We start from the raw sequence: 22,564 nt of genomic DNA, 5'->3' as shown, positions 1-22,564 counted from the left end.
GTTGGCCGCCGGTATCAGCCGCGCGTCGACACCGGCAGCCGGAACGTCATCACGGTACCGTGCCCGTCGCGTGGCGCGGCGTCGAGCGTGCCGCCATGCGCCTCGATGATCGAGCGGCAGATCGCGAGTCCCATTCCCATGCCGTGCGATTTCGTCGTGAAGAACGGATCGAAGATCCGGTTGGCGATGTCCGCAGCGATGCCGGCGCCGCGATCGGCGATGCGGACCACCGCATGGCCGTCGCTGACCTGCGACGCGATTTCGAGTTCGCGCTGCGTGACGAGTCCGTCCATTGCGTCGAGTGCATTGGTGACGAGGTTGAGGATCACCTGCTGGATCTGGGTGCGGTCGGCCATCGCGCAGATGCCGTCGCAGTGCAGTTCGGTGCGCAGCACCACCTGCTTCGCGTCGATTTCCGTCTCGGTGAGACGCAGCATGTCGCGAATCAGGTCGTCGATCGCGACCGGCGCCAGCGCGGGCGGCGTTTGGCGCGCGAGCGATCGCAACGCGCGGACGATGTCGGCCGCGCGCACGCCGGATGCACGGATGTCGTCCAGGCTCGCGAGCGCCTCGCCGAGATCGGGTTGCGGGCCGCGCAACCAGCGCATGCCCGCGCCGGCGCTCGACACGATGCTCGTCAGCGGCTGATTGATCTCGTGCGCGATCGATGCGGCGAGTTCGCCCATCACCGTCATGTGCGCGGTGCGCGCGAGCTCGGTGCGCGCGTGCCGCAGCGCGGCCTCGGTCTCGACCCGGCGCGCGTTCTCGTCGATCAGTTCCGCGTAGAGCCGCGCGGATTCGAGCGCGTTGGCGGCCTGCGGCGCGAGCACTTCCAGCATCGCGATGCGCCGCGGCGAGAACACGCCGTTGCTCAGTGCATTCTCGAGATAAAGCACGCCGACCAGCGCGCCCTGTTTCAACAGCGGCAGGCAGAACAGCGAGCGCGTCGGGTGCGCGCGCAGGCTGTCGACGTGATCGGGCACGCCGTCGCGCTGCGCATTCGCGAGCACGATCGGCTTGCGCGTGCGCGCGACGGTGTTCAGGATCGACAGCGGCACATCCTGTTCGGTGGGTTCGCTGCGGGCGATATCGACGATCACGTCGCTGCCCGCGATGCGCGCCACCGCCTCGATGGTCAGCCGGTCGTGCCGGGTGAGCAGCAGCAGGCCATGGCGCGCGCCGGCATACACGAGCATGTTGCGCATCAGCGTCTGGATCAGGCGCCCGAGCACGATTTCTTCGGATAACGAATGGGCGGCGCGCATCGCGAGCGCGAAATCGAGATCTTCGCGCGCGGGCGCGGCCGGGCCGCCCGGCGACGGATCCATCACGAGGAACGGATGCTGCGCTTCCATCGCCCGCGTCTTGCCGGTCGCGCCCCAGCGCCGGTAGCACGCATGGGCGAGCCGCAACTGATGACGGGCCTGGCCGCCGAGCCCGAGCGACGCGGCATGCTGCGCGGCCCGCTCGTGCGCGAGCGCCTGTTCGTGCACGAAGCCGTGTTCCGCCGCGAGGCTGGCCGACGTTTCGTACTGCTGCATCGCGACCACGTGCTCGCCGCGCACGCGCGCGAACTCGGCATCGATCAGCGCGAGCTTGTTGAGAAACGTTCCGGGATTTCGCTCGCTCCACACCGCGAAGCGGGCGCGCTGGGGCGCGAAGCGTTCGAGCATGCGTTCGGGCGGCGTTGCGCCGTCGTCGCATGCGATCCCGGCCAGCACGCTGAACAGGTGGAAATCGGCGAGCATGATGTGCGCGGGCGTCGACCATGCACTCGACGTAGCCGCATCGAGCGATGCGCGCGCCGTCGCGGCGTCGCCGAAGATGAAGGCCGCCTGGCCGGCGAGCACGTCGGTCCAGAACGCCAGGACCGACATCGGGGTCCGCGATGACGCACGGGCACGCCAGCTGCCGATCAGCCGGTCCTGGCCGAACTGCAGCGCATCGATGAATTCGGATTGTGTGGAGACGAGGTCGGTGATGTCGTCGTAGTGCGCGCCACGCGCGATCTCCAGCAGCGGGTCGATTTCGGCGCGGATCGCGGGCAGCGCCTCGCCCATCGACAACAGATCGCTGACGATGTGATTGCAGCTGTAGCACATCCATCGCAGCTCGGCGCTCGCATTGCCCGCGGCTTTCGCATCGCGTGCGCGTTCGAGTGCGTAGGACAGCGGCTGGGTCCAGACGCTCACCTGGTCGAGCGCGATCAGCGTGGCGGAGCGATAGCGCTCGAAGCCGTGGCGATCGACCAGCGCGAGCGCGACCCTGGCGAATTCGAAGCCGTCTTCATACGCGCCGTGGTGCTCCGCGATGCTCACGCCGTACCACGCGAGCCCCTGCACCGACGCGGCGGTGACGCCGTGGCGCAGCGTCAGCCGCACCATCGTCGCGAAATGCAGCAGCATCAACCCGCCGCTCGGATAGAACATCGCGGCTTCGAGCGCGGTCAGCAGTGCCATCGTGGCTTCCACGCGCGTATCAGTCATCACTGGCAGGTTGACCAGGTCGGCGATGGCGCGGCCGTCGAGCGCCGCGCGCACCGCATCGCAGGCCGCCGCGAGATCGGCCTCGACCGGCTCGGCGGGCAGTTCGACGCCGAGCAGCGCCAGCCCGGCCAGCGCGACGTCGATGGCTTGCCGGTAGTGCGCCTCCACCGTGAGCTGGGCGGCCTTCAGCCGATGCGCCTCGGCGCGGTCGGCGGGCGTGCGCGTATGTGCCATGAGCGTGTCGATCGCGTCGGACGCCTGTGCGGTTTCGCCGGTCGCGAGCAGCAGGCCGCTGCGCAGGATGCCGATCCGGCTGGCGAGGCCGTAGTGTTGCGACCAGGCATGCGGGCCGAGCAGCGATTGCGCCGACGCAAGAAACGACAACGCACGATCGCGCGCGGCGGCCGTGGCCGCGGCCTCCGCGGCGTCGGCGAGCGCACCCGCGTATGCGAGCGCGAGCGTGTCGTCGAGCGGCACGCCTTGCGCCAGTTCGATCTGGGCGGCGAGCGCCAGCAAGGAGTCCGGTGACGGCGGGTTCGCGCGCGCGAGCATCGCGGCGGCGATCCGGGCGTGGCGCAGCGCGCGCTCCGGGCGCCCCGTGAGTGCGTAGACGGCCTCGAGGATGCGGTCGTGAGCGAAGCGCCAGCGGTCGCCGGAGAGCGACACGAGACCCATCCGGCGCGCCGGGTCCAGCCAGAAGCGGAGTTCGGCCAGCGTTTTGTCGGCGGCCGCGCGCAACAGCGCTTCGTCGATGTCGATGCCGATACAGGCCATCAGCGCCAGCAGCGTTCTCGTTTCGTGCGGCAAGCGCTGCATCCGGACCGCGAGCAGGCTCACGACGTTCTCGGTCTCGTGGCGCGCCTCGATGTCGTCCGCATTCCATTGCCACGCTTGCCGCACCGGATCGTAGCCGAGCAGCTGCTCGTCGATCAGCGTGCGCAGCAGCTGCTGGATGTAGAACGGATTGCCGCCCGTCCTGCGATGAACGATGTCGCCGAGCCCGGACAAGCGGGCCGGCGCCTCGCCGAGCATGCCGGCGAGCATCCGCGTGACGTCGGGCGTATCGAGCGGTGCCAGCGTCAGCGACGCGACGCGGGCGCGATCGAGCTGCTCGCGCAGGTGCCGGAACGCCGGCGCGTCGTCATGCGGCGGCCCGCTCCGATAGCTGGCGACGATGCAGACATGGGCCGGCGGATCGAGCGCGATCGATGCGAGGAACGCGAGCGTCGCTTCGTCGGCCCACTGGATGTCGTCCAGTGTCATGACGAGCGGCTCGCCCGGCGCCGCGAACGCGCGGAATGCATTCACGACGATCTGGCACAGATGGAATTCGGGAATCGCATCGGTAGGGTCGAACGCGACGGGCTCGACGTCGAGCAGCCACCCGGTTTCCGGGAAGATCGCCGCAAGAAGACTGGCCTGCCGACCCACGCAGTCGCGCAGCCGCGCGGCGATCGCCGCGATTTCGTCGTCGCGCCTCGCCAGCGCACTGCCGAACAGCGTGCGCAGCGCCTGCAGCACGGGCGCATACGGCCGCGCGGGCTGGAACCGGTCGACCGTGGCCGACGCGAACCAGGCGGTGCGCGACGCGGCGCGCGCATGACGCACGAAGTGTTCGGCGAGCGCGGTCTTGCCGACGCCGGCCGGTCCGCCGACCAGCACGAGGGCCGACTCGCCGGTGCGCGTGACGCTCTCCAGGATCCCCTCGAGCAGATGAATTTCCACGTCTCGGCCGACCGGCAGGTCGAGCGTGTGCAGACCGGCGAACGGATCGCAGCCGCCGAGCGCGAAGGGCTCGACGCGCCCCGCGGCGAGCCAGTCGTGCAGGATCCGTTCGAGATCGTGCTGCACCGCTTCACAGGACGGGTAGCGATCGGCGGGTTCCTTGGCGATCAGCTTCAGGATCAGATCGTTCAGGATGGCGGGCACGTCGCCGCGAAACGCCGCGGGCGGCGACGGTTTGATCGCGACGTGCGCGTGGACCCAGTCGGACGTCGACGCGGCCTTGTAAGGCATCGCGCCCGTCAGCAGGCGGAACAGCGTGATGCCGAACGCGTACAGGTCGGCGCGCTCGTCGACGCACGCGCCTGCCGAGACTTCCGGCGCGGCGTACGCGGCGAAATCCGTGCGCATCGTGCGGTCCGCCGCCTGTTTCGTCGCGCGCTCCCGGGCATGGGCGAACGAGCGGAGCATGACGGTGCCGTCCGCTGCGATGACGAAACTGGCCGGCTGGAGATCGCCGTGCAGCCAGCCGCGCCGATGCAGTTCCCCGAGCGTGCGGGCGGCGCCGATCGCCGTTTCGAGAAAGGCGTCGAGCGGCAGCCGGACGTCGGTCAGCGTGTCGAACGCACGCACGTCCAGGCGCGGATGAACGAGCACCGGGCCGTCGGCCGCGCGGATCAGCGCCACCGGCAAGAGCGCCCAGGCCGGGTCCAGGATCCCGTTCAACGCATGTTCCTGCTCGAACTGCCGGCAGCGCTGGTCGAATTCCCAGCCGGTCTGGCACGCCGGCCACACGCGCCCCGTCGCGCGGTCGGTCAGGTCGAAGGTCAGGACGTCGCCCGAGCGCACCACGTTCGACAGGCGGGCACGCGCGAGCCATTCGGCATCCATTCGGTTCGTGTCGTCCGGGTTACGCAAGGGCTGATTCACGGTGGGGCGGCGGGCTGGGTGGAGGAGGTGGAAGCGGCTCGCGATGCGGGATCGGCCGGGCTCGGTCGCGCGCGTTCGGGCCGCGACCCGTGCATTGTCCGACAGCCCGCGGGATTTTGCAGTACCCGCCGCGCCCTTGAGCCCGGGCGGCCGGCCGGGGCCGGACTTAAACCTATGGATAATATTCGCGGCGCCGGTTGCGACCTACGATACGGTCACGCCTTCCGGCATGCATCGGCATGGCCGGACGGGCAACCCAGGAGCGCGTCGCCTCGCGAGGCGGCGCGAGGTGGCAGGCAGCATAAGCGAGTGCGGATCATGTACACGTTCGGACGGGTGACGGTTTCCCTTGAATGCCGCGAAGTCTGTGTCGACGGGCAGCCCCGGTATATCGGCGCCCGGGCGTTCGAGATCCTCGAACTGCTGGTGAAGGCGGCCGGCCGGCTCGTGTCGAAGGACGAGATCATGCAGGCCGTGTGGCCGAACACGATCGTGGTCGAGAACAACATCCAGGTCCACGTCTCGACGCTGCGCAAGCTGTTCGGCGGCAAGCACGGGTGGATCCGGACCGAATCGGGCCGCGGCTACCGGCTCGCGCCGCCGGCCGACCATGCGCACGGCGATCGCCCGCCGCTCGCGTTCGACTCGGCAGGCAATGTCCGCGCGAGTGCTACGCCGCGCAAATGTCCGATGATTGGCCGGGAGCAGGAAGCGGCCGAGCTGCACGGGCTGCTCGATCGCGAGGCGCTCGTCACGCTGGTCGGTCCCGGCGGCGTCGGCAAGACGCATCTGGCGCTGGAAGTCGCGACGGCCTGGTCGATGGCGCACGCGATCGAGATGGTCCGGGTCGACCTGGCCGGCCTGCGGGCCGACGCGACCTTGGCGTGCGCGGTGCTGGACGCGTTCGACCTGCCGGGCGGCCCGGGCGCGGGTCCCGCCGACGTCGTCCGGGCGATCGGCGAGCAGCGCGTCGTGCTCGTGTTCGACAACGCCGAGCAGTACGTCGACGAACTGGCCGACCTGAGCGAAGCGATCGCGGACGCGAACCCTGGCGCGATACTCGTCGTGACGAGCCGGGAGCCGTTGCGGGTGGCGGGCGAGCGGGTCTATCGCGTCGGGCCGCTGTCGTTGCCGCCGGCCGGCGCGAACGCCGACGACATCGTCGCCAGCGGCGCGGTCCGGATGTTCCTGGCGCGCGCGCGCGCGATGGGTACGGATCTTCCGGCGGACGCGAAGACGCTCGACGCGATCGCAACCCTCTGCCGCCGCCTGAGCGGCCTGCCGCTCGCGCTCGAGCTCGGCGCGGCCCGTGTCGCGTCGCTCGGCATCCAGGGGCTGGCGGCGGATCTCGACAAGTCGGTGCTGTCGCTGTCCGGCGGCCTGCGCACGGCGCACCCGCGCCAGCAGACACTCAGGGCCACCATCGAGTGGAGCTATCGGCTGCTCGACGACATGGAGCGCACCGTGCTGTGCCGTCTCGCGGTGTTTCCGGATGCGTTCCGGCTCGACGCGGCCTGCGCGCTGGCCGCCTGCAACGAACTGGGTGCGGACGAGGTGCTGGACTGTCTCGTCAGCCTGGCGTCGAAATCGCTGCTGGTCGTTCATTCGGTCGGACTGTCGAAGCGCTACTCGCTGCTCGAGGTCGTGCGCGCGTATGCGCTCGAGAAACTGGCGGAATCGGGCGAAGCCGGGCGTCTCCACGCGCGCCGCGCGTCGTTTGCGGCCGACCCGCACGCGGACGCGCTGCAGCCGGCGCCGGCCGTGCCGGTCGCCGGATCGTGGGCGTGACAGCCGGGCTGCGCGGACCTGGCGCGCAGCGGCGGCGCCTGTCGATGCGGCATGAACCGCACGGCGCTCACCTCGATTGACACCATTTAGGTTTTTATTTCATGGCCCTTGTTTGCATCATCGATGACGATGCGTCGGTCCGAAAGAGTCTTGCCAGCCTGCTGAAATCGGCGGGCCATACCGCATTGCCGTTCGCGTCGGGCGAGGAATTTCTCGCGACCGGCCCGCTGGACGACGCGGCGTGCGTGCTGCTCGACCTGAAGATGAAAGGGATGGGCGGTCTCGACGTCCAGCGCCTGCTGGTGCGGCGCAACGCGGCGCTGCCGGTCATCCTGATGTCGGCGCACGGCGACGACGAGTCGGTCCGCCGTGCGCTCGCGCAAGGCGCGGTCGCGTTCCTGCGCAAGCCGTTTCCATCGGACGACCTGCTCGACCTGATCGATCAGGTCGCATCCGGCACACCGCCCGCGTGAGTGGCGCGTCCGCCGTCATGCCGCGCGCGCCAGCGTGTCCGCCCGGACTTTTCTCGGTTTATCATTCGATAATGAAGCGGATGCCTACACGAGGAATGCGATGGCGAGCACGCCGGATATGACTTCGAACCGTCACCAGGGCGCGGGCGATCCCGCGCCGATCGTCTATGTGGTCGACGACGACGAAACGCTGCGGCGCGCGCTGAGCGCACTGTTGCGTTCGGCCGGGTTTCGCGTCGAGACGTTCGCGTCGTCGCGCGCGTTCCTCGCATTCGAGCGGCCCGACGTGCCGAGCTGCCTGATCCTCGACGTGCGCCTGGCCGACGAGAGCGGGCTCGCCGTCCAGGAGGAAGCGGTGCGCGCGGGCATGAACGTGCCGATCCTGTTCATGACGGGTTACGGCGACGTGGCCACCACCGTCAAGGCCATGAAGGGCGGCGCGCTCGATTTCCTGACGAAACCGTTCGACGACGACACGATGCTCGATGCCGTCGGCCGCGCGCTGGCCCGCGACGGCGAACGCCTCGCGCGCGAGCGTGCGCTGGATGCGGTGCGGCAGGCCTATGCATCGTTGACGCCGCGCGAACGGGAAGTGATGAGCCAGGTGATCGCGGGCCTGATGAACAAGCAGATCGCGGCGAATCTCGGGCTGCAGGAAATCACGGTGAAGGTGCATCGTGCGCAGGTGATGAAGAAGATGCAGGTCCGCACGCTGCCGGATCTCGTGCGCCAGGCCGAAGCGCTCGGCGTGCGCCCGGCGGGGGCGGGTGGCAGAGCGGGTGACTGAGCGGGTGACCGTGCAACAACGAAAAAAACGTTAGGAAAGCTTAAGAGCGGCATGAAAGCGTCTGACGCCCGTCCGGCGAACGCGCGGCGCGCGTTCGTGCAGCGTCACAAGCGTCCGGCGCGACGTGCGTCGCCGGCCGACGCCGACGCCGACGCCGGCGGCGTCCATCCGCCGCCCAGTGCGCGCACCAGGCCGATCGTCGCGATCGCGAGCGACTGCCGGCTGTGAATCAGCTGGCGTTGCGCGCTCAGTGCATCGCGGTCCGCGTCGATCACCTCGAGATAGCTGACGTAGCCGTGCGCATAACGGCTCAGCGACAACCGCGCGGCCGCCTCGGTCGCGTGCGCCGCGCTGTCGTAGCGCGCGATCCGCTCCTTCTGCGCGGCGATGTCGTTGAGCGCGTCCTGAACCTCGCGCAGCGCGCCGAGCGCGGTCGCGCGATAGTTCGCGTCGGCGAGGTCCGCGCCGGCCGTCGCGGCGGCCACCGCGGCGTCGCGCTTGCCGCCGTCGAACAGCGTTTCGGCGACGCTCGCGCCGAGCCCCCACAGCGAACTGTTGCGATCGAGAAACGTGCCGAGATCGCGGCTCGCGAAACCACCCTGCGCGGTCAGCGTCAACGTCGGCAGCCATGCGGTGCGGGCGACGCCGATCTCGAGCGACGCCGCGTCGGCACGGCGCGCGGCCGCGTAGACGTCGGGCCGTTGCGCGAGCAGCGCGGACGGCAGCCCGGGCGGCACGTCCGGCACGCGCACGAGCGATGCGGTGGGCGCGACGGCGAATGTGGTCGGCGACACGCCGGTCAGCACGGCGAGCGCGTCGACGAGGTTCTCGCGCAGCCGGCGGCTGTCCGCGAGATCGGCGCGTGCCGTATCGAGATCGGCCGACGCGCGCAGCGCGTCGAGATCGCTCGCCGCGCCGGCCCGCACGCGCGCGGCGATCACGTCGAGCGCGGTGCGGCGCAGGTCGATCGCGCGCGCGAGCGTCGCGAGATCCTGTTCGACGAAATGGAGCGTCAGGTAGTCGGCCGCGACGTCGGTCGCCACGCGCAGGCGCACCGCCGCGCGATCCGCGTCGGCCTGCAGCACGTTCTGCCGGCCGATCTCGGCGTCGCCGCGCAGGCGGCCCCACAGATCGACTTCGTAGCTCGCGGTGAACGGCACCGACCAGTTGTGCATCGTGCGTTTCGGCAATGCGTTGTCGACCGTGCCCGACACGCGCGAGCGGCTGAACGACGGCGCGACACCGACGGTGGGCGCCAGCGCGGCTTCGCGCACGCCGAGCAGCGCCTGCGCCTGGTCGACGCGCGCCGCGGCGGCGCGAAGGTCGGGATTGCCGGCGAGCGCGGCGTCGACGAGCGTGACGAGCGGCGGCGCGCCGAACCATGAGGGCCACTCGGCGAGCGGCGCGGCGGGTGGGTTCGCCGCATCCGCATGGCGGAACGGGGCCGGTCCGACCGCTACGGGCGCAAGCGGCCGCGGCGCGATCGTGCATGCGCTCAGCAGGCAGGCCGCGAACACGGCGGCGAACGGGGCGGCGATGCGGATCATGGCTGCGCGCGCTCGGGTTGCAGCGTGACGACGACCGACAGGCCGGGCCGGATGCGCGGCTCGGTCACTGCCTGCCCGTCGAGCAGGATCTTCACGGGCACCCGCTGCGTGACCTTCGTGAAGTTGCCGGTCGCGTTGTCGGGCGGCAGCAGCGAAAACTGCCCGCCGGTCGCGGGCGACAGGCTGTCGACGTGGCCGCTGAAGGTCCGCTCCGGCAGCGCGTCGAAGCGCAATTGCACGGCGTCGCCGGTGCGCACGTGCCGCAGTTGGGTTTCGCGGAAGTTCGCGACCACCCACGGGTGCGGCTCGACGAGCGTGAGCAGCGCCTGGCCGGGCGCGACGTGCTCGCCGGTCTCGACGGTCTTCTTGCCGACATAACCGTCAGACGGCGCGACGACGGTCGTGTATTGCAACTGGAGTTCCGCGTCGCGCAATTCGGCGTCGTTCTGGTTCGACACGGCGGCCGCTGCCTGCCACGCGGCCTGCGCGCTGCGCCATTGCGCGTCGGCCGCGTCGATGCGCGCGCGGGCGGACTTGCGGGCCGCGTTGGCCGCATCGAATTCCTGTTGCGACAGCCCGCGCGGTGTTTCGCGGGTCAGCTCGCGGGCCCGCGCGTAATCGAGCTCGGCCTTCTCGGCATCCGCATGCGCCGACACGCGCGTCGCGTCGGCCTGCTCGACCAGCGCCTTCGCGCGGCTCGCATCGGCGTGGGCCTGCGCGACGCGCGCCCGCTGCAGCGCGACGCGCACGTCGAAATCGCGCGGGTCGAGCCGCACGAGCGGCTCGCCCGCATGCACGAACCGGTTGTCGTCCACCAGCACGCGCTCGACCGTGCCGGCCACGCGCGGCGAGATCACGTGCAGATGGCCGGTCACGTACGCGTCGTCGGTGCCGCGCTCGTGCGCATCGTATTCGTAGACCAGCAGCGCGACGAGCAGCAGCGCGCCGGCGGCGATCAGCACGACCGGCCACTTGCGCGAACGCGCGGTGGGAACGGACGGCGAGTCCGGCGGGTTCGGGGTCATGGTCGGGATACTCCATCGTACGGACGACTTTCTTCGTATCGCGCTATGCTTGCGCGAGCCTCATATGCGGGAGCCGCTCGACGATGAACACCACGTTCGCCCCCGGTGGCGCGACACCGGGGCCGGCCGCCGCGCCGGCCGCCGACATACCGACGTTTCGCTCGATCGCCGCGATCGCGTCCGTGCTTCTCGGCGCGATCATCGCGACGCTGACGTCGCGCATCACGTCGCTCGGGCTCGCCGACGTGCGCGGCGCGCTCGGCGTCGGGTTCGACGAAGGCGCGTGGATCAACACGGCGTTCACCGCGTCGCAGATGTTCGTCGGCCCGCTCGCGATCGCGGCGGCCTTCGTGTTCGGCACGCGCCGCGTGCTGCTGGCGGGCGCCTCGGTGTTTCTCGTCGTCGAAACCGTGCTGCCGCTGTGCACGAACTTCGGCACCTTCATCGCGTTCCAGAGCCTCGCCGGCTTCGCGTCCGGCGTGTTCGTGCCGCTGACCGTCGGGTTCGTCGTCCGCACGCTGCCGCCGCGGCTGATCCCGTTCGGCATCGCCGCGTATGCGATGAACCTCGAGATGTCGCTGAACCTGTCCGCGACGCTCGAAGGCTGGTACAGCGAACACCTGAGCTGGCGCTGGCTGTTCTGGCAGAACGCGCTGCTGACGGTGCCGTTCATCGTCTGCCTGCTGCTGTCGCTGTCGAACGAGCCGGTCAAGCGCTTCACATCCGGCCTCGACGCGCGCGGCATGCTGCTCGGCGCCGGCGGGTTCGCGTGCCTGTGCATCGCGCTCGACCAGGGCGAACGGCTGTTCTGGTTCCAGTCGCCGCTGATCGTCGCGCTGCTGTGCATCGGCATCCTGATGATTGCCGCATTCCTGATCCACGAACTCACGTCCCGGCAGGCCGGGCTCGATCTCGGCTACCTCGCGCTGCCCAACGTCGCGCTGCTGATCCTGCTCGTCGGTCTCGTGCGCTTCACCGTGCTCAACACGAGCTTCATTCCGTCGGTGTTTCTCGCGAGCACCTACGGGCTTCGCCCGCTGCAGATCGGCGATACGCTGCGCTGGATCGCGATTCCGCAACTGCTGTTCGCGCCGTGCGTCGCGTGGCTGCTGCAGCGCGTCGATCCGCGCCGGCTGATCGTGGCCGGTTTCCTGATGGTGGCGGTCGCGTTCGCGCTCGGCGCGCGTCTCACGCCCGCGTGGGCCGAGCCGGACTTCATCCCGTCGCAACTGCTCCAGGCGCTGGGGCAGACGATGGCGCTCACGTCGGTCATCTTCTTCTTCGGCAAGCATGTGACGGCCGAGCACGCGCTGACGTTCGGCGCCGTCGTGCAGACGACGCGCCTGCTGAGCGGGCAACTCGGCACGACGTCGATCGCGGTGATCCAGCGCATCATGGAGGCTACCCATTCGAATCTCGTCGGTCTGCATGTCACGCTGTCTGATCCGCAAACGCTCGCGCGGCTGCGGGCTGGCACGGCGTCGCTCGTGTCGCACGGCGCCACCTTCGCCACGGGCGATCAGGCGACCTATGCGCTGCTCGACCGGGCGGTCCGGGTCCAGGCGACCACGCTCGCGCTCGCGGACAATTTCCGGGTCGCGATGGCGTTCGCCGTCGCGGGGGTGTTGATCGGCATCCTGCTCAGGCCGGCGCGCGCGCCATCGCCATGAGCCCCCGGCATCGCGCAGCGACGATCTTAGCGATCGCGCTCGCCGCGACGGAATGGCGCCGGGCTGAAAATTCCTGAATCTTCCTGAACGGCGCGCCGGCGCCAGGGCCGCGCGCGCCGTGCCGCAGCGCTTACGCCTTCAGGAACGCGAGCAGTTCGGCATTGATCAGGTCGGCATTGACGACGCACATCCCGTGCGCGCCGCCGGGGATCACCTTCAGCTGCGCGTGCTTCACGATCTTCGCGGACAGGCGCGCCGAATCGTCGATCGGCACGATCTGGTCGTCGTCGCCGTGCAGGATCAGCGTCGGCACGTCGATCTTCTTCAGGTCCTCGGTGTAGTCGACCTCGGAGAATTCCCTGACGCACTGGTACTGGCCGTACACGCCGCCCATCATGCCCTGCGCCCAGAACGCGTCGATCGTGCCTTGCGACACCTTGACGTTCGGCCGGTTGAAGCCGAAGAACGGCACCGCGAGATCCTTGTAGAACTGCGAACGGTTCTCGGCGACGTTCTTGCGGATGCCGTCGAACACGTCCATCGGCAGGCCGCCAGGATTCGACGCCGATTTCACCATCTGCGGCGGCACCGCGCCGATCAGCACGGCCTTCGCCACGCGCTTCGTGCCGTGCCGGCCGATGTAGTGCGCGACTTCGCCGCCGCCGGTGGAATGGCCGACGAGCGTGGCCTCGCGCAGGTCGAGCGCATTCATCAGCGCAGCCAGGTCGTCGGCATACGTGTCCATGTCGTTGCCCTGCGACGGCTGGCTCGAGCGGCCGTGACCGCGCCGGTCGTGCGCGATCACGCGGTAGCCGTGCTGCACGAGGAACAGCATCTGCGCGTCCCACGCATCGGCGCACAGCGGCCAGCCGTGCGAGAACACGACCGGACGGCCGCTGCCCCAGTCCTTGAAGTAAATCTGCGTACCGTCTTTGGTGGTGATCGTGTTCATCGCATGGGCTCCTTGATGGGCGGAAGCGGCGTGTTTGGGGGCGGCGGCGGCAGCGGCCGGCAGCGCGGCGGCGGCAACGGCGGTCGCGCCGGCCAGCAGCATGTCTCGGCGGCGCGCCGAGGGAATGGCGTCGTGATCTGCGGGACGCATGAGGACTCCTTGAACGTGCGGTGCAATGGTGCCGCGTTGGATTTGAAGGGTTTCGGATCTGCCCGCGAGCGGCGCTCGCGCGGGCAGCCGGCGCGTTCGCGTTCGCGCGCCGGCAGGCACGCAAGGGCACGAACGAACGCCGACAGGAGGCTATCCCGCGACCGCGCGGCGCGTACTGAAATCGTGCTGAATTGTCGTGAACGCGGCCGCCGCGCGCCGCGCGAGCGCGCCCGCCAGAAAAATTAAGCCCGGCGTAAAGACTCTTCAGCGGCGGCCCGTTATCGTCGGCATCAGGTCATCCCGTCGCGGGTCTTGCCGGTTCGCGGCGGCGGATGACGCATCGCGATGCGTGCGGGTGCGAGACATCCGGCCCGTCGCCACTTGCCCGGATACGCCGCCATGGACGCCTTCAATCGCTGGGAACACGTGATGACGCTGCTCGACCCGTCGGCAGCCGCGCGCCGCCACGCGCCGCCGCCACTTCGCGACCCGGACGCCGCGTGCCGTCGCCATCGCGACGAAGTGCCGGCCGCGTCGAGCGACGGCATGCGCCGCCGGTGCGCGATCGTCGCGGCCGAGCGGCAGACCGATTCGTCGGTCCTGATATCGTGGAGCGATCCCACGCGCTTTCGCTACGACGAGCAGCGCTGGATCAGCGCCAAGTCGCGCGGCCTCGGACGCTGCGCGCTGACCGGCATCACGATCCGTGCCGGCGATGCGATCTACAAGCCGCAATGGCGCGGCGCGAAGCGCCCGGCGAACTATCGGGACGTGATCCTCACGTCCGAGCTGAACCGCTTCATCGCCAGGCTGTCGCGGTCATGACGCGGCACCCCGCGCGCCGTCCGTCGGCACCGGCCGGCGGCCGCCTGATCACCACCGAGGAATCCGCATGAGCACGTTCACGACACGCGACGGCGTTTCGATTCACTACAAGGACTGGGGCGCCGGCCGCCCGGTCGTGTTCATTCACGGCTGGCCGCTGAATGCGGACATGTGGGACGTCCAGATGCATCATCTCGCGTCGCACGGCATGCGCTGCATCGCCTACGACCGGCGCGGCTTCGGCCGCTCCGGCCAGCCGTGGACGGGTTACGACTACGACACGCTGGCCGACGATCTCGCGACGCTGATCGAGACGCTCGGGCTGCGCGACGTGACGCTCGTCGGCTTTTCGATGGGCGGCGGCGAGGTGGCGCGCTACATCGGCCGGCACGGTACGCGGCACATCGCGAAAGCCGTGCTGATCGGCGCGGTGACGCCGCTGGTCGCGCGCCGCGACGATCATCCCGACGGTGTCGACGTTGCCGTGTTCGACGGCATTCGCTCGGGCATCGTCGCGGATCGCGCGGCGTTCCTCGAAAACTTCTGGCCGCTGTTCACCGGTTCGAACCGGCCCGCGTCGACGATCTCGCGCGCGGCGCTCGACTGGACCACGTTCATGGCGTTGCAGGCCGGGTTGAAGGGCACGCTCGATTGCGTCGGGGCGTTTTCCGAAACCGATTTCAGGGCGGATCTCGACCGGTTCGACGTGCCGACGCTCGTGATTCACGGCGACGACGACCAGACGGTGCCGCTCGCGCTGACGGGCGCCGCGACCGCGAAGCGCGTGCCGCGCGCGACGCTGAGCGTCTACGAGGGCGGGCCGCACGCGCTGTATCTGACGCACGCGCAACGCCTGAACGACGAACTGCTGGCGTTCGTCCGCGCGTGATGCGGCGGCGGAGCGACGCGGCGCGGCGAACACGGCCGGCCGCTCGCACTCACTCCGCCCATTTCGACCCGAGCACCAGGCCGCAGAAATTCGTCCGACGATAGTCCGGGTCGCAGCGCTCGAGCACGTCGGCGACGACGTTGCCGAACGCGATTTCGGGGCGATGCGCGGTGCCCGCGGCGTATGCCTCGAGGAACGGCGCCTTGAAGCGTGGGCTCCGCCCGAGGCCACGCCTGCACGATCTCGTCGCGTTTTGGCGTGTTTTGGCGCGGCCCACCTCGTCGAAACGCAGCACAAAGAGATCCGCTTCGACCCCGCGCCGAGTAATGCCGTCGGTGGTGTCATGTACGGATGAATGCCGACAGCCGCGTGCAGCGCAATCGCGCGCCATACCGCGGCCCCGTCTTCGGCGGCGACGCCGTGTCCGCCGGGAAAGAGAAACGCGTGCGTGACGTTCGCGCCGTCGCTTTCGTCGCGCCGGCGCCTGTGCCGCTGGCCTTCCGTCGGCCCGATGCGATGGAACAACGCGGCGGCGTACAGCAATTCGGCATCGAATGCGATGCCGCGGCGCATACCGATGATCGATGCAAATGCGAACACGCGCATCGCATGCAGGAACAAAAGTTTTTTCCCGCAACCTCGGCGCAATTCATTCAAATCGCCACGGCAAGTGATTCGTGCAAAAGCAAATCAGGAATGGCGGCGCTTTTATCACACCAAACGGGTTCATTGGTGAATCGCTGTTTCGCCTGTTGCCGGCGCCGGAAGCCGTGATGCGCGGCGCCGGACGAGGTGCAGCGCGAATACCGGCCTGCGGCGGCCATTCGCGGTTGTCGTCGATTCAAAAAATTTGCTCTTTGGCTTCTAATAATTTGAATCAATGGATGCTTAAAATGCCGTAGCATCTGCATCACCGGTGTCATTTCCGACAGGGCATCGATGAATGGAAAGCGATTAAGAATTCAAATGATCCGGATTGGAACACTTCACGTTTTCCTCGACAGGCGTGAAATTCGCTCGAACGGCAAACTGCTGCGAATCGGCAGTCGCGCATTCGAAATTCTCGAACTCCTGATTCGGGCGAACGGTGCGTTGGTATCGAAAGACGAGATCATGCAGCGCGTGTGGCCGCACACGGTCGTGGAGGAAAACAACCTGCAGGTGCATGTCGCCGCGTTGCGCAAGGCGCTCGCCGACAACCGGAACCTGATCATCACGGTGCCGGGGCGCGGCTACCGGCTGGTCGGCGGGCAAGCGCAGGCACAGGCGCCGGCCGCGGCGCCCGTGCGTCCCGCGACATCGCGGCTGGCGCCCGCGCCGACCGCACTCATCGGCCGCGAGCAGACGGTCGCGGACGTCCTCGCGGCGCTCGACACCGCGCGCGTCGTGACGCTGGTCGGTGCGGGCGGCATCGGCAAGACGCGGGTGGCGCTCGAAGCGGCCATGCGGGCCGAAGCGCGCTTTCCGGATGGCGCCGCGTTCGTATCGCTGGCCACGGTGGCGTGCCCGCACTTCGTGCCCGACGCGCTGGCCGGCGCGTTCGGCCTCGTGCACCCGGCCGGGTCGCTGACGCTCGAAGCGGTGCTCGCCAGCGTCGCGCATCGGCGGATGTTGCTCGTGCTCGACAATTGCGAACACCTGCTCGATGCCGCCGCGCGGATCGCGACCGCGCTCACCGAGTCGGATGCCGGTTTGTGCGTCCTGGCGACCAGCCGCGAGGCGCTGCGGATCCAGGGCGAGCGGCTGTGTCCGGTTCCGCCGCTCGAGGTACCCGCCGAGGGCGCGGACGAACGCGAGACCGCGGGCGCGAGCGCGGTGCAGCTGTTCTCGGCGCGCGCCCGCGCCGCCGACCCGCGCTTTCCGCTCGACGAACGCTGCCTGGCGCTGATGGCGTCGGTCTGCCGGCGTCTCGATGGGCTGCCGCTCGCGATCGAGCTGGCCGCGGCCCGCGCAGCCGTGCTCGGCATCGACGTGCTGGCCGCGCATCTCGACGACCATTTCCGGCTGCTGACCGGCGGCTTTCGCACGGCGTTGCCGCGTCACCAGACGCTGCAGGCGATGTACGACTGGAGCTATCGCCTGCTCGACGACGCGGAGCGCCTGCTGCTGCGCTGGCTCGGCGTGTTCCGCGACAGCTTCTCGATCGACGCGGTGCGCGACATCGTCGGAACGAAGGGGCTCGTCGACACGGCGCTGCTCGACGCGATCGCGGGCCTTGTGTCGAAATCGCTGCTGAGCCTCGAGAGCGCGCATGGCGCGCCGCGCTACCGGCTGTTGACGACGACGCGCGCGTACGCGCTGCAGCAGCTCGAGACCAACGGCGAATGCGCGGCCGCGGCGCTCGCGCACGCGCGCTACTTCCTGGCGCTGTTCCGGCGTGCGCCCGGTAGCGACGACGGGCAGCTCGCCGAATCGCGGCTCGACGTGATCCGGCGCGAACTCGGCAATCTACGCGCGGCGCTCGACTGGGCGTTTTCACCGAACGGCGACGCGCGGGTCGGCATCGCGCTGGCCGCGGTCGCGGTGCCCTGCCTGTTCGACCTGTCGCTCGTGGACGAGTGTCGCGAACGGGCGCGCGCGGCGCTCGACGCGATGCGCGATCTCGACGACACGCCCGCGTGCGCCGACGCGCGCGTGCGGCTGCTGGCCGCGTATGCGGCCGCGCTCGCGCACACGTCGGGGCCGACGCAGATCGCGCACGACGCATGGTCGGCGGTGCACGCGCTCGGATTCGAGGCGGGCGAGGCCGAACTGCCGCCGCGCGACGCGTAGCGCGGCGCGCCGACCGCGCATTCAGAACATTTCAGGCCGAACACAGGACCTGGCCGGCCGGCGCGTCTACATTGCATGCGCGGGGACTGTCCGCTCATCGCTGTCGCGACGCCACCGACTGCCGGCGCAGGGTCCCCGCCCGTCGCGAAGCACGCCCTCAGCCCATTCCAGCATGCCGAACCTGTCCGTCACGGTCGCTTACGGCGCGCCGATCGTTCTTGCCGACCTGATCGCCTGGCGGCTGCTCGGGCGCGGCCGTTCGACGACGAAAGCCGTGTGGCGCTGCGCATCGTTCGCAGCGTTGACCTACGTGCTGTTCTCGACCGGCGTGAGCCCGCTCGCGGTGCCGGCGTCGCCCGACCGGTTCGACCGGCTCGCGATCCAGGTGATCGGCGTCGCATGGTGGCTGCAGTGCGCGCTGGTGTTCAGCCTGATGCTCGATCATCTGCTGCTGCCGCGCGCATGGCGCAACCAGCGGCTGTTCCACGATATCGCCGCGGGCGCCGTGTTCGGTGCGGCCGCCGTCGCCGCGCTGGGCTACGTGCTGGGGCTGCCGCTCAGCGGCGTGGTCGCGACGTCGGGGGCGGTCGCCGTCATCCTCGGGCTCGCGGTCCAGAACACGCTGAACGACGTGTTCTCGGGCCTGGTGCTGAATACCACGCAGCCGTTTCGTCTCGGCGACACGGTGGCGATGGGCGCGCTGGAAGGGCGCGTCGTCGAAAGCAACTGGCGCGCGACCAAGCTGATCGACAGCCTCGGCAACCTGGTCGTCGTGCCGAACAGCGTCGCGGCCAAGGCGGCGATCGTCAACCTGAGCGAACCGGCGAACGTGTACGGCGTGACGCTGACGATCGAGCTCGACCCGCAAGCGCGGCCCGCGGTCGTCGTCGATGCGCTCGCGCATGCCGCGGCCAGTTCGCTGGACGTGCTCGCCAGCCCGGCGCCGATCCCGGTTGTCAAGGCGTTCAGGACCAACTCGATCGAATACGAACTCGTCTGTTACGTCGACTCGCTGCAGAAAAAGATCGACGTCCGCAACCGGCTCTACGATCTGGCCCACCGGCATCTGGCTGCCGCGGACGTCGCGCTGCGCCCGCTGACGGGCGCGCCGGCGGCATCCGGTCCGGCGTCGCGCGGGCAACGCCTGCTGCGCGCGGTCGAGCTGTTCAGGCAGCTCGACGACGCGGACCTGGCGATACTGGCCGATGCGCTCGCGTCACGCGTGTTCAACAAGGGCGAGGTGATCTACGCGTCGAACTCCGACGCGCGCCTGCTGACGATCGTCGCGGCCGGCGTCGCGGCGGTGTTCGTGCCCGGCGCGACGGGCGACACGGAAGTCAGGCGGATGGCGCCCGGCGACGCGATCGGCCAGTCCGTCGTGCTCGCCGGCACGCAGCTGCATGCGAGCGTCTACGCGGTGACGGCCGTGACGGCCTATCAGCTGAGCAGTCGCGACCTGTCGCCGCTGCTCGCGAGGAAGCCCGAACTGGGGCGGCTGATGTGCGAATCGCTCACCGAGCACATCGCGACCGAGGAGAAGATGCGGATGCCGCCGGCCGCGAGCGAGCATGCGTCGTTCAACCTGATCGAGTGGCTCGAGAAGGAGATGAAGCGCCTGCACGATTCGTTCGGCTGACGCGGCGGGTGGCGGGTGGCGGGCGGCGGCGGTCGCGGCCGCGAAGAGAGCGGGCTCAGGCGAGCGCGGTGAACCGGTCGACGAGGTCCGGGCGGTCGAGTTGTTCGACCCACCAGTGCAGCGCGCGTCCGGCCTCGTCGCCGCGCCACGCGAGGTAGCACTGGGTCGTGTCGCGCATGCCGGTCACCTGGCGTGCGACCAGCTTGCCTTGCGCGATCGCGCGTGCCGCGATGCAGTCGGGGAGCGTGCCCACCGCGAGTCCTTCGCACTGCGCGGCCAGTTTGGCGGCGAGGGTGGGGACGGCGAGATACGGCTGCCCCGCGTCGATGGCGACCGAACGCGGCGGCAGCTCGCGGGACGTATCGGAGATCGCCGCGCCGCGATGGGCGACGACCGATGCCAGCGACAGCGGTTCCGGCAGCGCCGCGAGCGGGTGGGTGGGGGCGACGGCGAACACGTGCCTGAGCGTGCCGATCGGCCGTGCCACGATGTCCGGCAGCTCGGGCGGCTCGCCCGTGGCGCCGACGACGAGATCCGCGCGGCGCGAAATCAGCGCATCCCAGGTGCCGCCGAGCACTTCGGTGGACAGTCGCAGCCGCGTGTCCATCTCGAGACCGTAGAACGTGTGCACGTACGGCCACATCGCCTCGAACGGCAGGATCTCGTCGACACAGATCCGGACCTCGGTTTCCCAGCCCTGCTGCGCACGCTGCGCCTTGCGTTCGAGCTGTTCGGCGGCATGCAGCAGCCGGCGGCCCTCTTCGACGACCACGCGCCCCGCGTGCGTGAGTTTTGCGCGGCGTCCGCTACGGTCGAACAGCGCGACGTCGAGGTCGCTTTCGAGCTTTTGTACGAGGTAAGTCAGCGCGGACGGCACGCGGTGCAGCAGTTCGGCGGCTGCGGCGAACGTGCCGGTGCGGTCGATCGCGTCCAGTGCTTCGAGCGCTTCGAATGACAGCTTCATGGCGAATTCCACGGAGGGACGTCGGGCTGCCATGTTAGCGTCAAGCGCCGCTCGATCCAATACCGTTCAGGACGATCCATCGCGCGGCCAGGCGGCGGGACGCAACGGCATGGCGCGGGCCAGGCCGCGTGGCACCACCGTGATCGAAGGAACACGACGGCGTGGCGATGCCCGCGGACGGGCATGGCTGCAACCGGTCAACGTGCGTGCGTCACGTCGGCGTCACGTCGGCGTCGAATCGCGGCGCGTCGCGGCGGTGTCGGGTGCGTGGGCACCGGGCAGCGCACCGAACATGTGCTGGCTGCACTTCGCATCGCGCCACGCGGTGCCGAGCCGGATACCGCTGAACATCCGCCGCGCGACCGGCAGGATCTGTTCGCCGGCCAGGATGCCCAGCAGGCCGACGAGCGCGACGATCGGCGGCGCCGGCGACGGCACGTCGATCAGCGCATAGACGATACCGGCGAGGAGGCCGGCGAACAGCGAGGCGGTGTACGGTTTCATGGGATCCGGGTGAAATGGCGGCCGTGTAAAAAATACGGATAACTACCGATCCGGCGTCGCTTCGGCAGTCCGCGATCAGCCTATCAGGTCTTCGCGTTCACCATGGTTCGGTTCAACGAAATTCAGATCTTTTAAGCCTGAGCGTCGCGGCCCGCGCGAATCAGAATGATTAATTGGCGTGATCGGGAATTTGCGTATTGAATGATGCCGGCTGGCTGTCGAATCTCCCGGCACAGCGTATTGGCTGCCTCCCGCATGGGTCGGCGAGGCAGGCCGCATTTTTCTCCGCGTCAAAGGACATCACCGCCATGAGCAACCCGAAGCTTGAAGTACTCACTCCGCACAACAGCCAGCTGATCTTCATCGACCAGCAGCCGCAGATGGCGTTCGGCGTCCAGTCGATCGATCGCCAGACGCTGAAGAACAACGTCGTCGGCCTCGCGAAGGCCGCGAAGGTATTCAACATCCCGACCACGATCACGACCGTCGAAAGCGACAGCTTTTCGGGCCACACGTATCCCGAGCTGCTCGACGTGTTCCCGAACCAGAAGACGCTCGAACGCACGTCGATGAACTCGTGGGACGACCAGAAGGTGCGCGACGCGCTCGCCGCGAACGGCCGCAAGAAGGTGGTCGTCTCGGGCCTGTGGACCGAAGTCTGCAACACGACGTTCGCGCTCTGCGCGATGCTCGAAGGCGACTACGAGATCTACATGGTCGCCGACGCATCGGGCGGCACGACGCAGGCCGCGCATGATTTCGCGATGCAGCGCATGGTGCAGGCCGGCGTGGTGCCGGTCACGTGGCAGCAGGTCCTGCTCGAATGGCAGCGCGACTGGGCGCACCGCGAGACGTACGACGCCGTGATGGCGATCGCGAAGGAGCATTCGGGCGCGTACGGCATGGGCGTCGACTACGCGTACACGATGGTCCACAAGGCACCGCAGCGCACCGCGACGCCGCACGAGTCGATCCCGGCCGTTCCGGCGAAGTAAGCGCGGACGGTCTGCGACCGTCGATGCCGGTGCGGCGGGTTCGATGTGAACGCGCCGCGCCGGCTCCGTTGCCGCGGACGGCGGACCGTGAACGAATCACGGATGCCGTCCGCGGCATGTTGGCCGGGACGTCAGGACCTGCTCTCCAACCAGTCCGAGAAATTGATCGTATGGAACCCTATCTGGTTTCCCTTGGTGCGGGCTTGCTGATCGGTGTCATTTACAGCGCCATCAAGGTGCGCTCCCCGGCACCGCCGCTGATTGCCCTTGTCGGGTTGCTCGGCATGGTGATCGGCGTGCAGGCCATCCCCACCCTCAAACAGCTCTTTGGCTTCTGATCGAAGCGAGGTGATGCATATGACCGCAACCGGGACTCAACCGGATCTGATCCTCCACAACGGACGATTCACGACCCTCGACCGCGCGAACCCCGTCGCGACTTCCGTCGC

General features: G+C 69.2%; 18 protein-coding genes. 11 read left to right on the top strand and 7 right to left on the bottom strand.

All coding sequences use genetic code 11. The features are described 5' to 3' along the window. Window positions 1–14: 14 nt before the first annotated feature. On the bottom strand, window positions 15–5,099 hold the full coding sequence (locus tag DIE16_RS15410) for an ATP-binding sensor histidine kinase (protein ID WP_124892608.1): 5,085 nt from the start codon (window positions 5,097–5,099) through the stop codon (window positions 15–17). Window positions 5,100–5,456: 357 nt separating this feature from the next. Here DIE16_RS15410 and DIE16_RS15405 point away from each other — a divergent pair, with 357 nt between their 5' ends. From DIE16_RS15405 to DIE16_RS15395, 3 genes are all read left to right on the top strand, one after another. After that, window positions 5,457–6,926, top strand: a complete 1,470-nt coding sequence (locus DIE16_RS15405) for a winged helix-turn-helix domain-containing protein (RefSeq protein ID WP_185643550.1) — start codon at window positions 5,457–5,459, stop codon at window positions 6,924–6,926. 101 nt (window positions 6,927–7,027) lie between these two features. Beyond that, a complete protein-coding gene (locus DIE16_RS15400; protein WP_124488014.1) occupies window positions 7,028–7,399 on the top strand; it encodes a response regulator transcription factor in 372 nt (123 codons plus the stop codon). Window positions 7,400–7,517: 118 nt separating this feature from the next. Continuing rightward, entirely contained in the window at window positions 7,518–8,186 is a 669-nt protein-coding gene (locus DIE16_RS15395; RefSeq protein ID WP_260426280.1) for a response regulator transcription factor, read from the top strand. A gap of 104 nt (window positions 8,187–8,290) precedes the next feature. On the opposite strand, the gene DIE16_RS15390 is transcribed toward DIE16_RS15395, so the two are convergent. Further along, window positions 8,291–9,733 carry an efflux transporter outer membrane subunit gene (locus tag DIE16_RS15390; protein WP_124892606.1) on the bottom strand — a complete coding sequence of 481 codons (1,443 nt, stop codon included), beginning with the start codon at window positions 9,731–9,733 and terminating at the stop codon, window positions 8,291–8,293. Next, window positions 9,730–10,758, bottom strand: a complete 1,029-nt coding sequence (locus DIE16_RS15385; RefSeq protein ID WP_124892604.1) for an HlyD family secretion protein — start codon at window positions 10,756–10,758, stop codon at window positions 9,730–9,732. Before DIE16_RS15385 ends, DIE16_RS15390 begins: the two co-directional genes overlap by 4 nt. 83 nt (window positions 10,759–10,841) lie before the next feature. Between DIE16_RS15385 and DIE16_RS15380 the strand changes: the two genes are divergently transcribed. Continuing rightward, window positions 10,842–12,428, top strand: a complete 1,587-nt coding sequence (locus tag DIE16_RS15380) for an MFS transporter (RefSeq protein WP_124892602.1) — start codon at window positions 10,842–10,844, stop codon at window positions 12,426–12,428. 130 nt (window positions 12,429–12,558) lie between these two features. Here the strand turns inward: DIE16_RS15380 and DIE16_RS15375 are convergent, their stop codons facing one another. Further along, window positions 12,559–13,380 carry an alpha/beta fold hydrolase gene (locus DIE16_RS15375; RefSeq protein WP_185640873.1) on the bottom strand — a complete coding sequence of 274 codons (822 nt, stop codon included), beginning with the start codon at window positions 13,378–13,380 and terminating at the stop codon, window positions 12,559–12,561. Window positions 13,381–13,929: 549 nt separating this feature from the next. Between DIE16_RS15375 and DIE16_RS15370 the strand changes: the two genes are divergently transcribed. Together DIE16_RS15370 and DIE16_RS15365 are read left to right on the top strand one after the other, a co-directional pair. Further along, window positions 13,930–14,355 (top strand): DUF3331 domain-containing protein, encoded by a 426-nt coding sequence (locus tag DIE16_RS15370; RefSeq protein ID WP_124646356.1) that lies wholly within the window; start codon window positions 13,930–13,932, stop codon window positions 14,353–14,355. Between the two features lie 67 nt (window positions 14,356–14,422). Further along, window positions 14,423–15,244 (top strand): alpha/beta fold hydrolase, encoded by an 822-nt coding sequence (locus DIE16_RS15365; RefSeq protein WP_124892600.1) that lies wholly within the window; start codon window positions 14,423–14,425, stop codon window positions 15,242–15,244. A 49-nt stretch (window positions 15,245–15,293) separates the two neighbouring features. Here DIE16_RS15365 and DIE16_RS15360 read toward each other — a convergent pair whose 3' ends face one another. Further along, complete coding sequence (locus DIE16_RS15360; protein ID WP_124892598.1) at window positions 15,294–15,539, bottom strand: hypothetical protein; 246 nt, start codon at window positions 15,537–15,539, stop codon at window positions 15,294–15,296. 56 nt (window positions 15,540–15,595) lie between these two features. Between DIE16_RS15360 and DIE16_RS15355 the strand changes: the two genes are divergently transcribed. The 3 genes from DIE16_RS15355 to DIE16_RS15345 all read left to right on the top strand — a co-directional run bounded on the left by DIE16_RS15355 (window position 15,596) and on the right by DIE16_RS15345 (window position 19,652). Beyond that, a complete protein-coding gene (locus DIE16_RS15355) occupies window positions 15,596–16,018 on the top strand; it encodes a hypothetical protein (RefSeq protein ID WP_124521076.1) in 423 nt (140 codons plus the stop codon). 192 nt (window positions 16,019–16,210) lie between these two features. Then, on the top strand, window positions 16,211–18,016 hold the full coding sequence (locus DIE16_RS15350) for a winged helix-turn-helix domain-containing protein (RefSeq protein ID WP_124521276.1): 1,806 nt from the start codon (window positions 16,211–16,213) through the stop codon (window positions 18,014–18,016). A gap of 172 nt (window positions 18,017–18,188) precedes the next feature. Then, window positions 18,189–19,652 carry a mechanosensitive ion channel domain-containing protein gene (locus DIE16_RS15345; protein WP_124892596.1) on the top strand — a complete coding sequence of 488 codons (1,464 nt, stop codon included), beginning with the start codon at window positions 18,189–18,191 and terminating at the stop codon, window positions 19,650–19,652. A gap of 55 nt (window positions 19,653–19,707) precedes the next feature. Here DIE16_RS15345 and DIE16_RS15340 read toward each other — a convergent pair whose 3' ends face one another. Further along, window positions 19,708–20,616: a LysR family transcriptional regulator gene (locus DIE16_RS15340; RefSeq protein ID WP_124488003.1), complete on the bottom strand. Its 909-nt coding sequence runs from the start codon at window positions 20,614–20,616 to the stop codon at window positions 19,708–19,710. A 222-nt stretch (window positions 20,617–20,838) separates the two neighbouring features. Further along, window positions 20,839–21,120, bottom strand: coding sequence for a XapX domain-containing protein (locus DIE16_RS15335; RefSeq protein ID WP_124488002.1), 282 nt, complete (start codon window positions 21,118–21,120; stop codon window positions 20,839–20,841). A gap of 308 nt (window positions 21,121–21,428) precedes the next feature. On the opposite strand from DIE16_RS15335, the gene DIE16_RS15330 reads away from it, so the two are divergent. Together DIE16_RS15330 and DIE16_RS15325 are read left to right on the top strand one after the other, a co-directional pair. Next, window positions 21,429–22,115 (top strand): hydrolase, encoded by a 687-nt coding sequence (locus DIE16_RS15330; RefSeq protein ID WP_044847130.1) that lies wholly within the window; start codon window positions 21,429–21,431, stop codon window positions 22,113–22,115. A 170-nt stretch (window positions 22,116–22,285) separates the two neighbouring features. Further along, window positions 22,286–22,453, top strand: coding sequence for a DUF1427 family protein (locus tag DIE16_RS15325; protein WP_044847131.1), 168 nt, complete (start codon window positions 22,286–22,288; stop codon window positions 22,451–22,453). The last annotated feature ends 111 nt before the right edge of the window (window positions 22,454–22,564 follow it).

Source organism: Burkholderia sp. Bp9090 (assembly GCF_003857985.1).
Taxonomy (GTDB): Bacteria; Pseudomonadota; Gammaproteobacteria; order Burkholderiales; family Burkholderiaceae; genus Burkholderia.
This window is presented reverse-complemented; position numbering and strand designations above follow the sequence as displayed.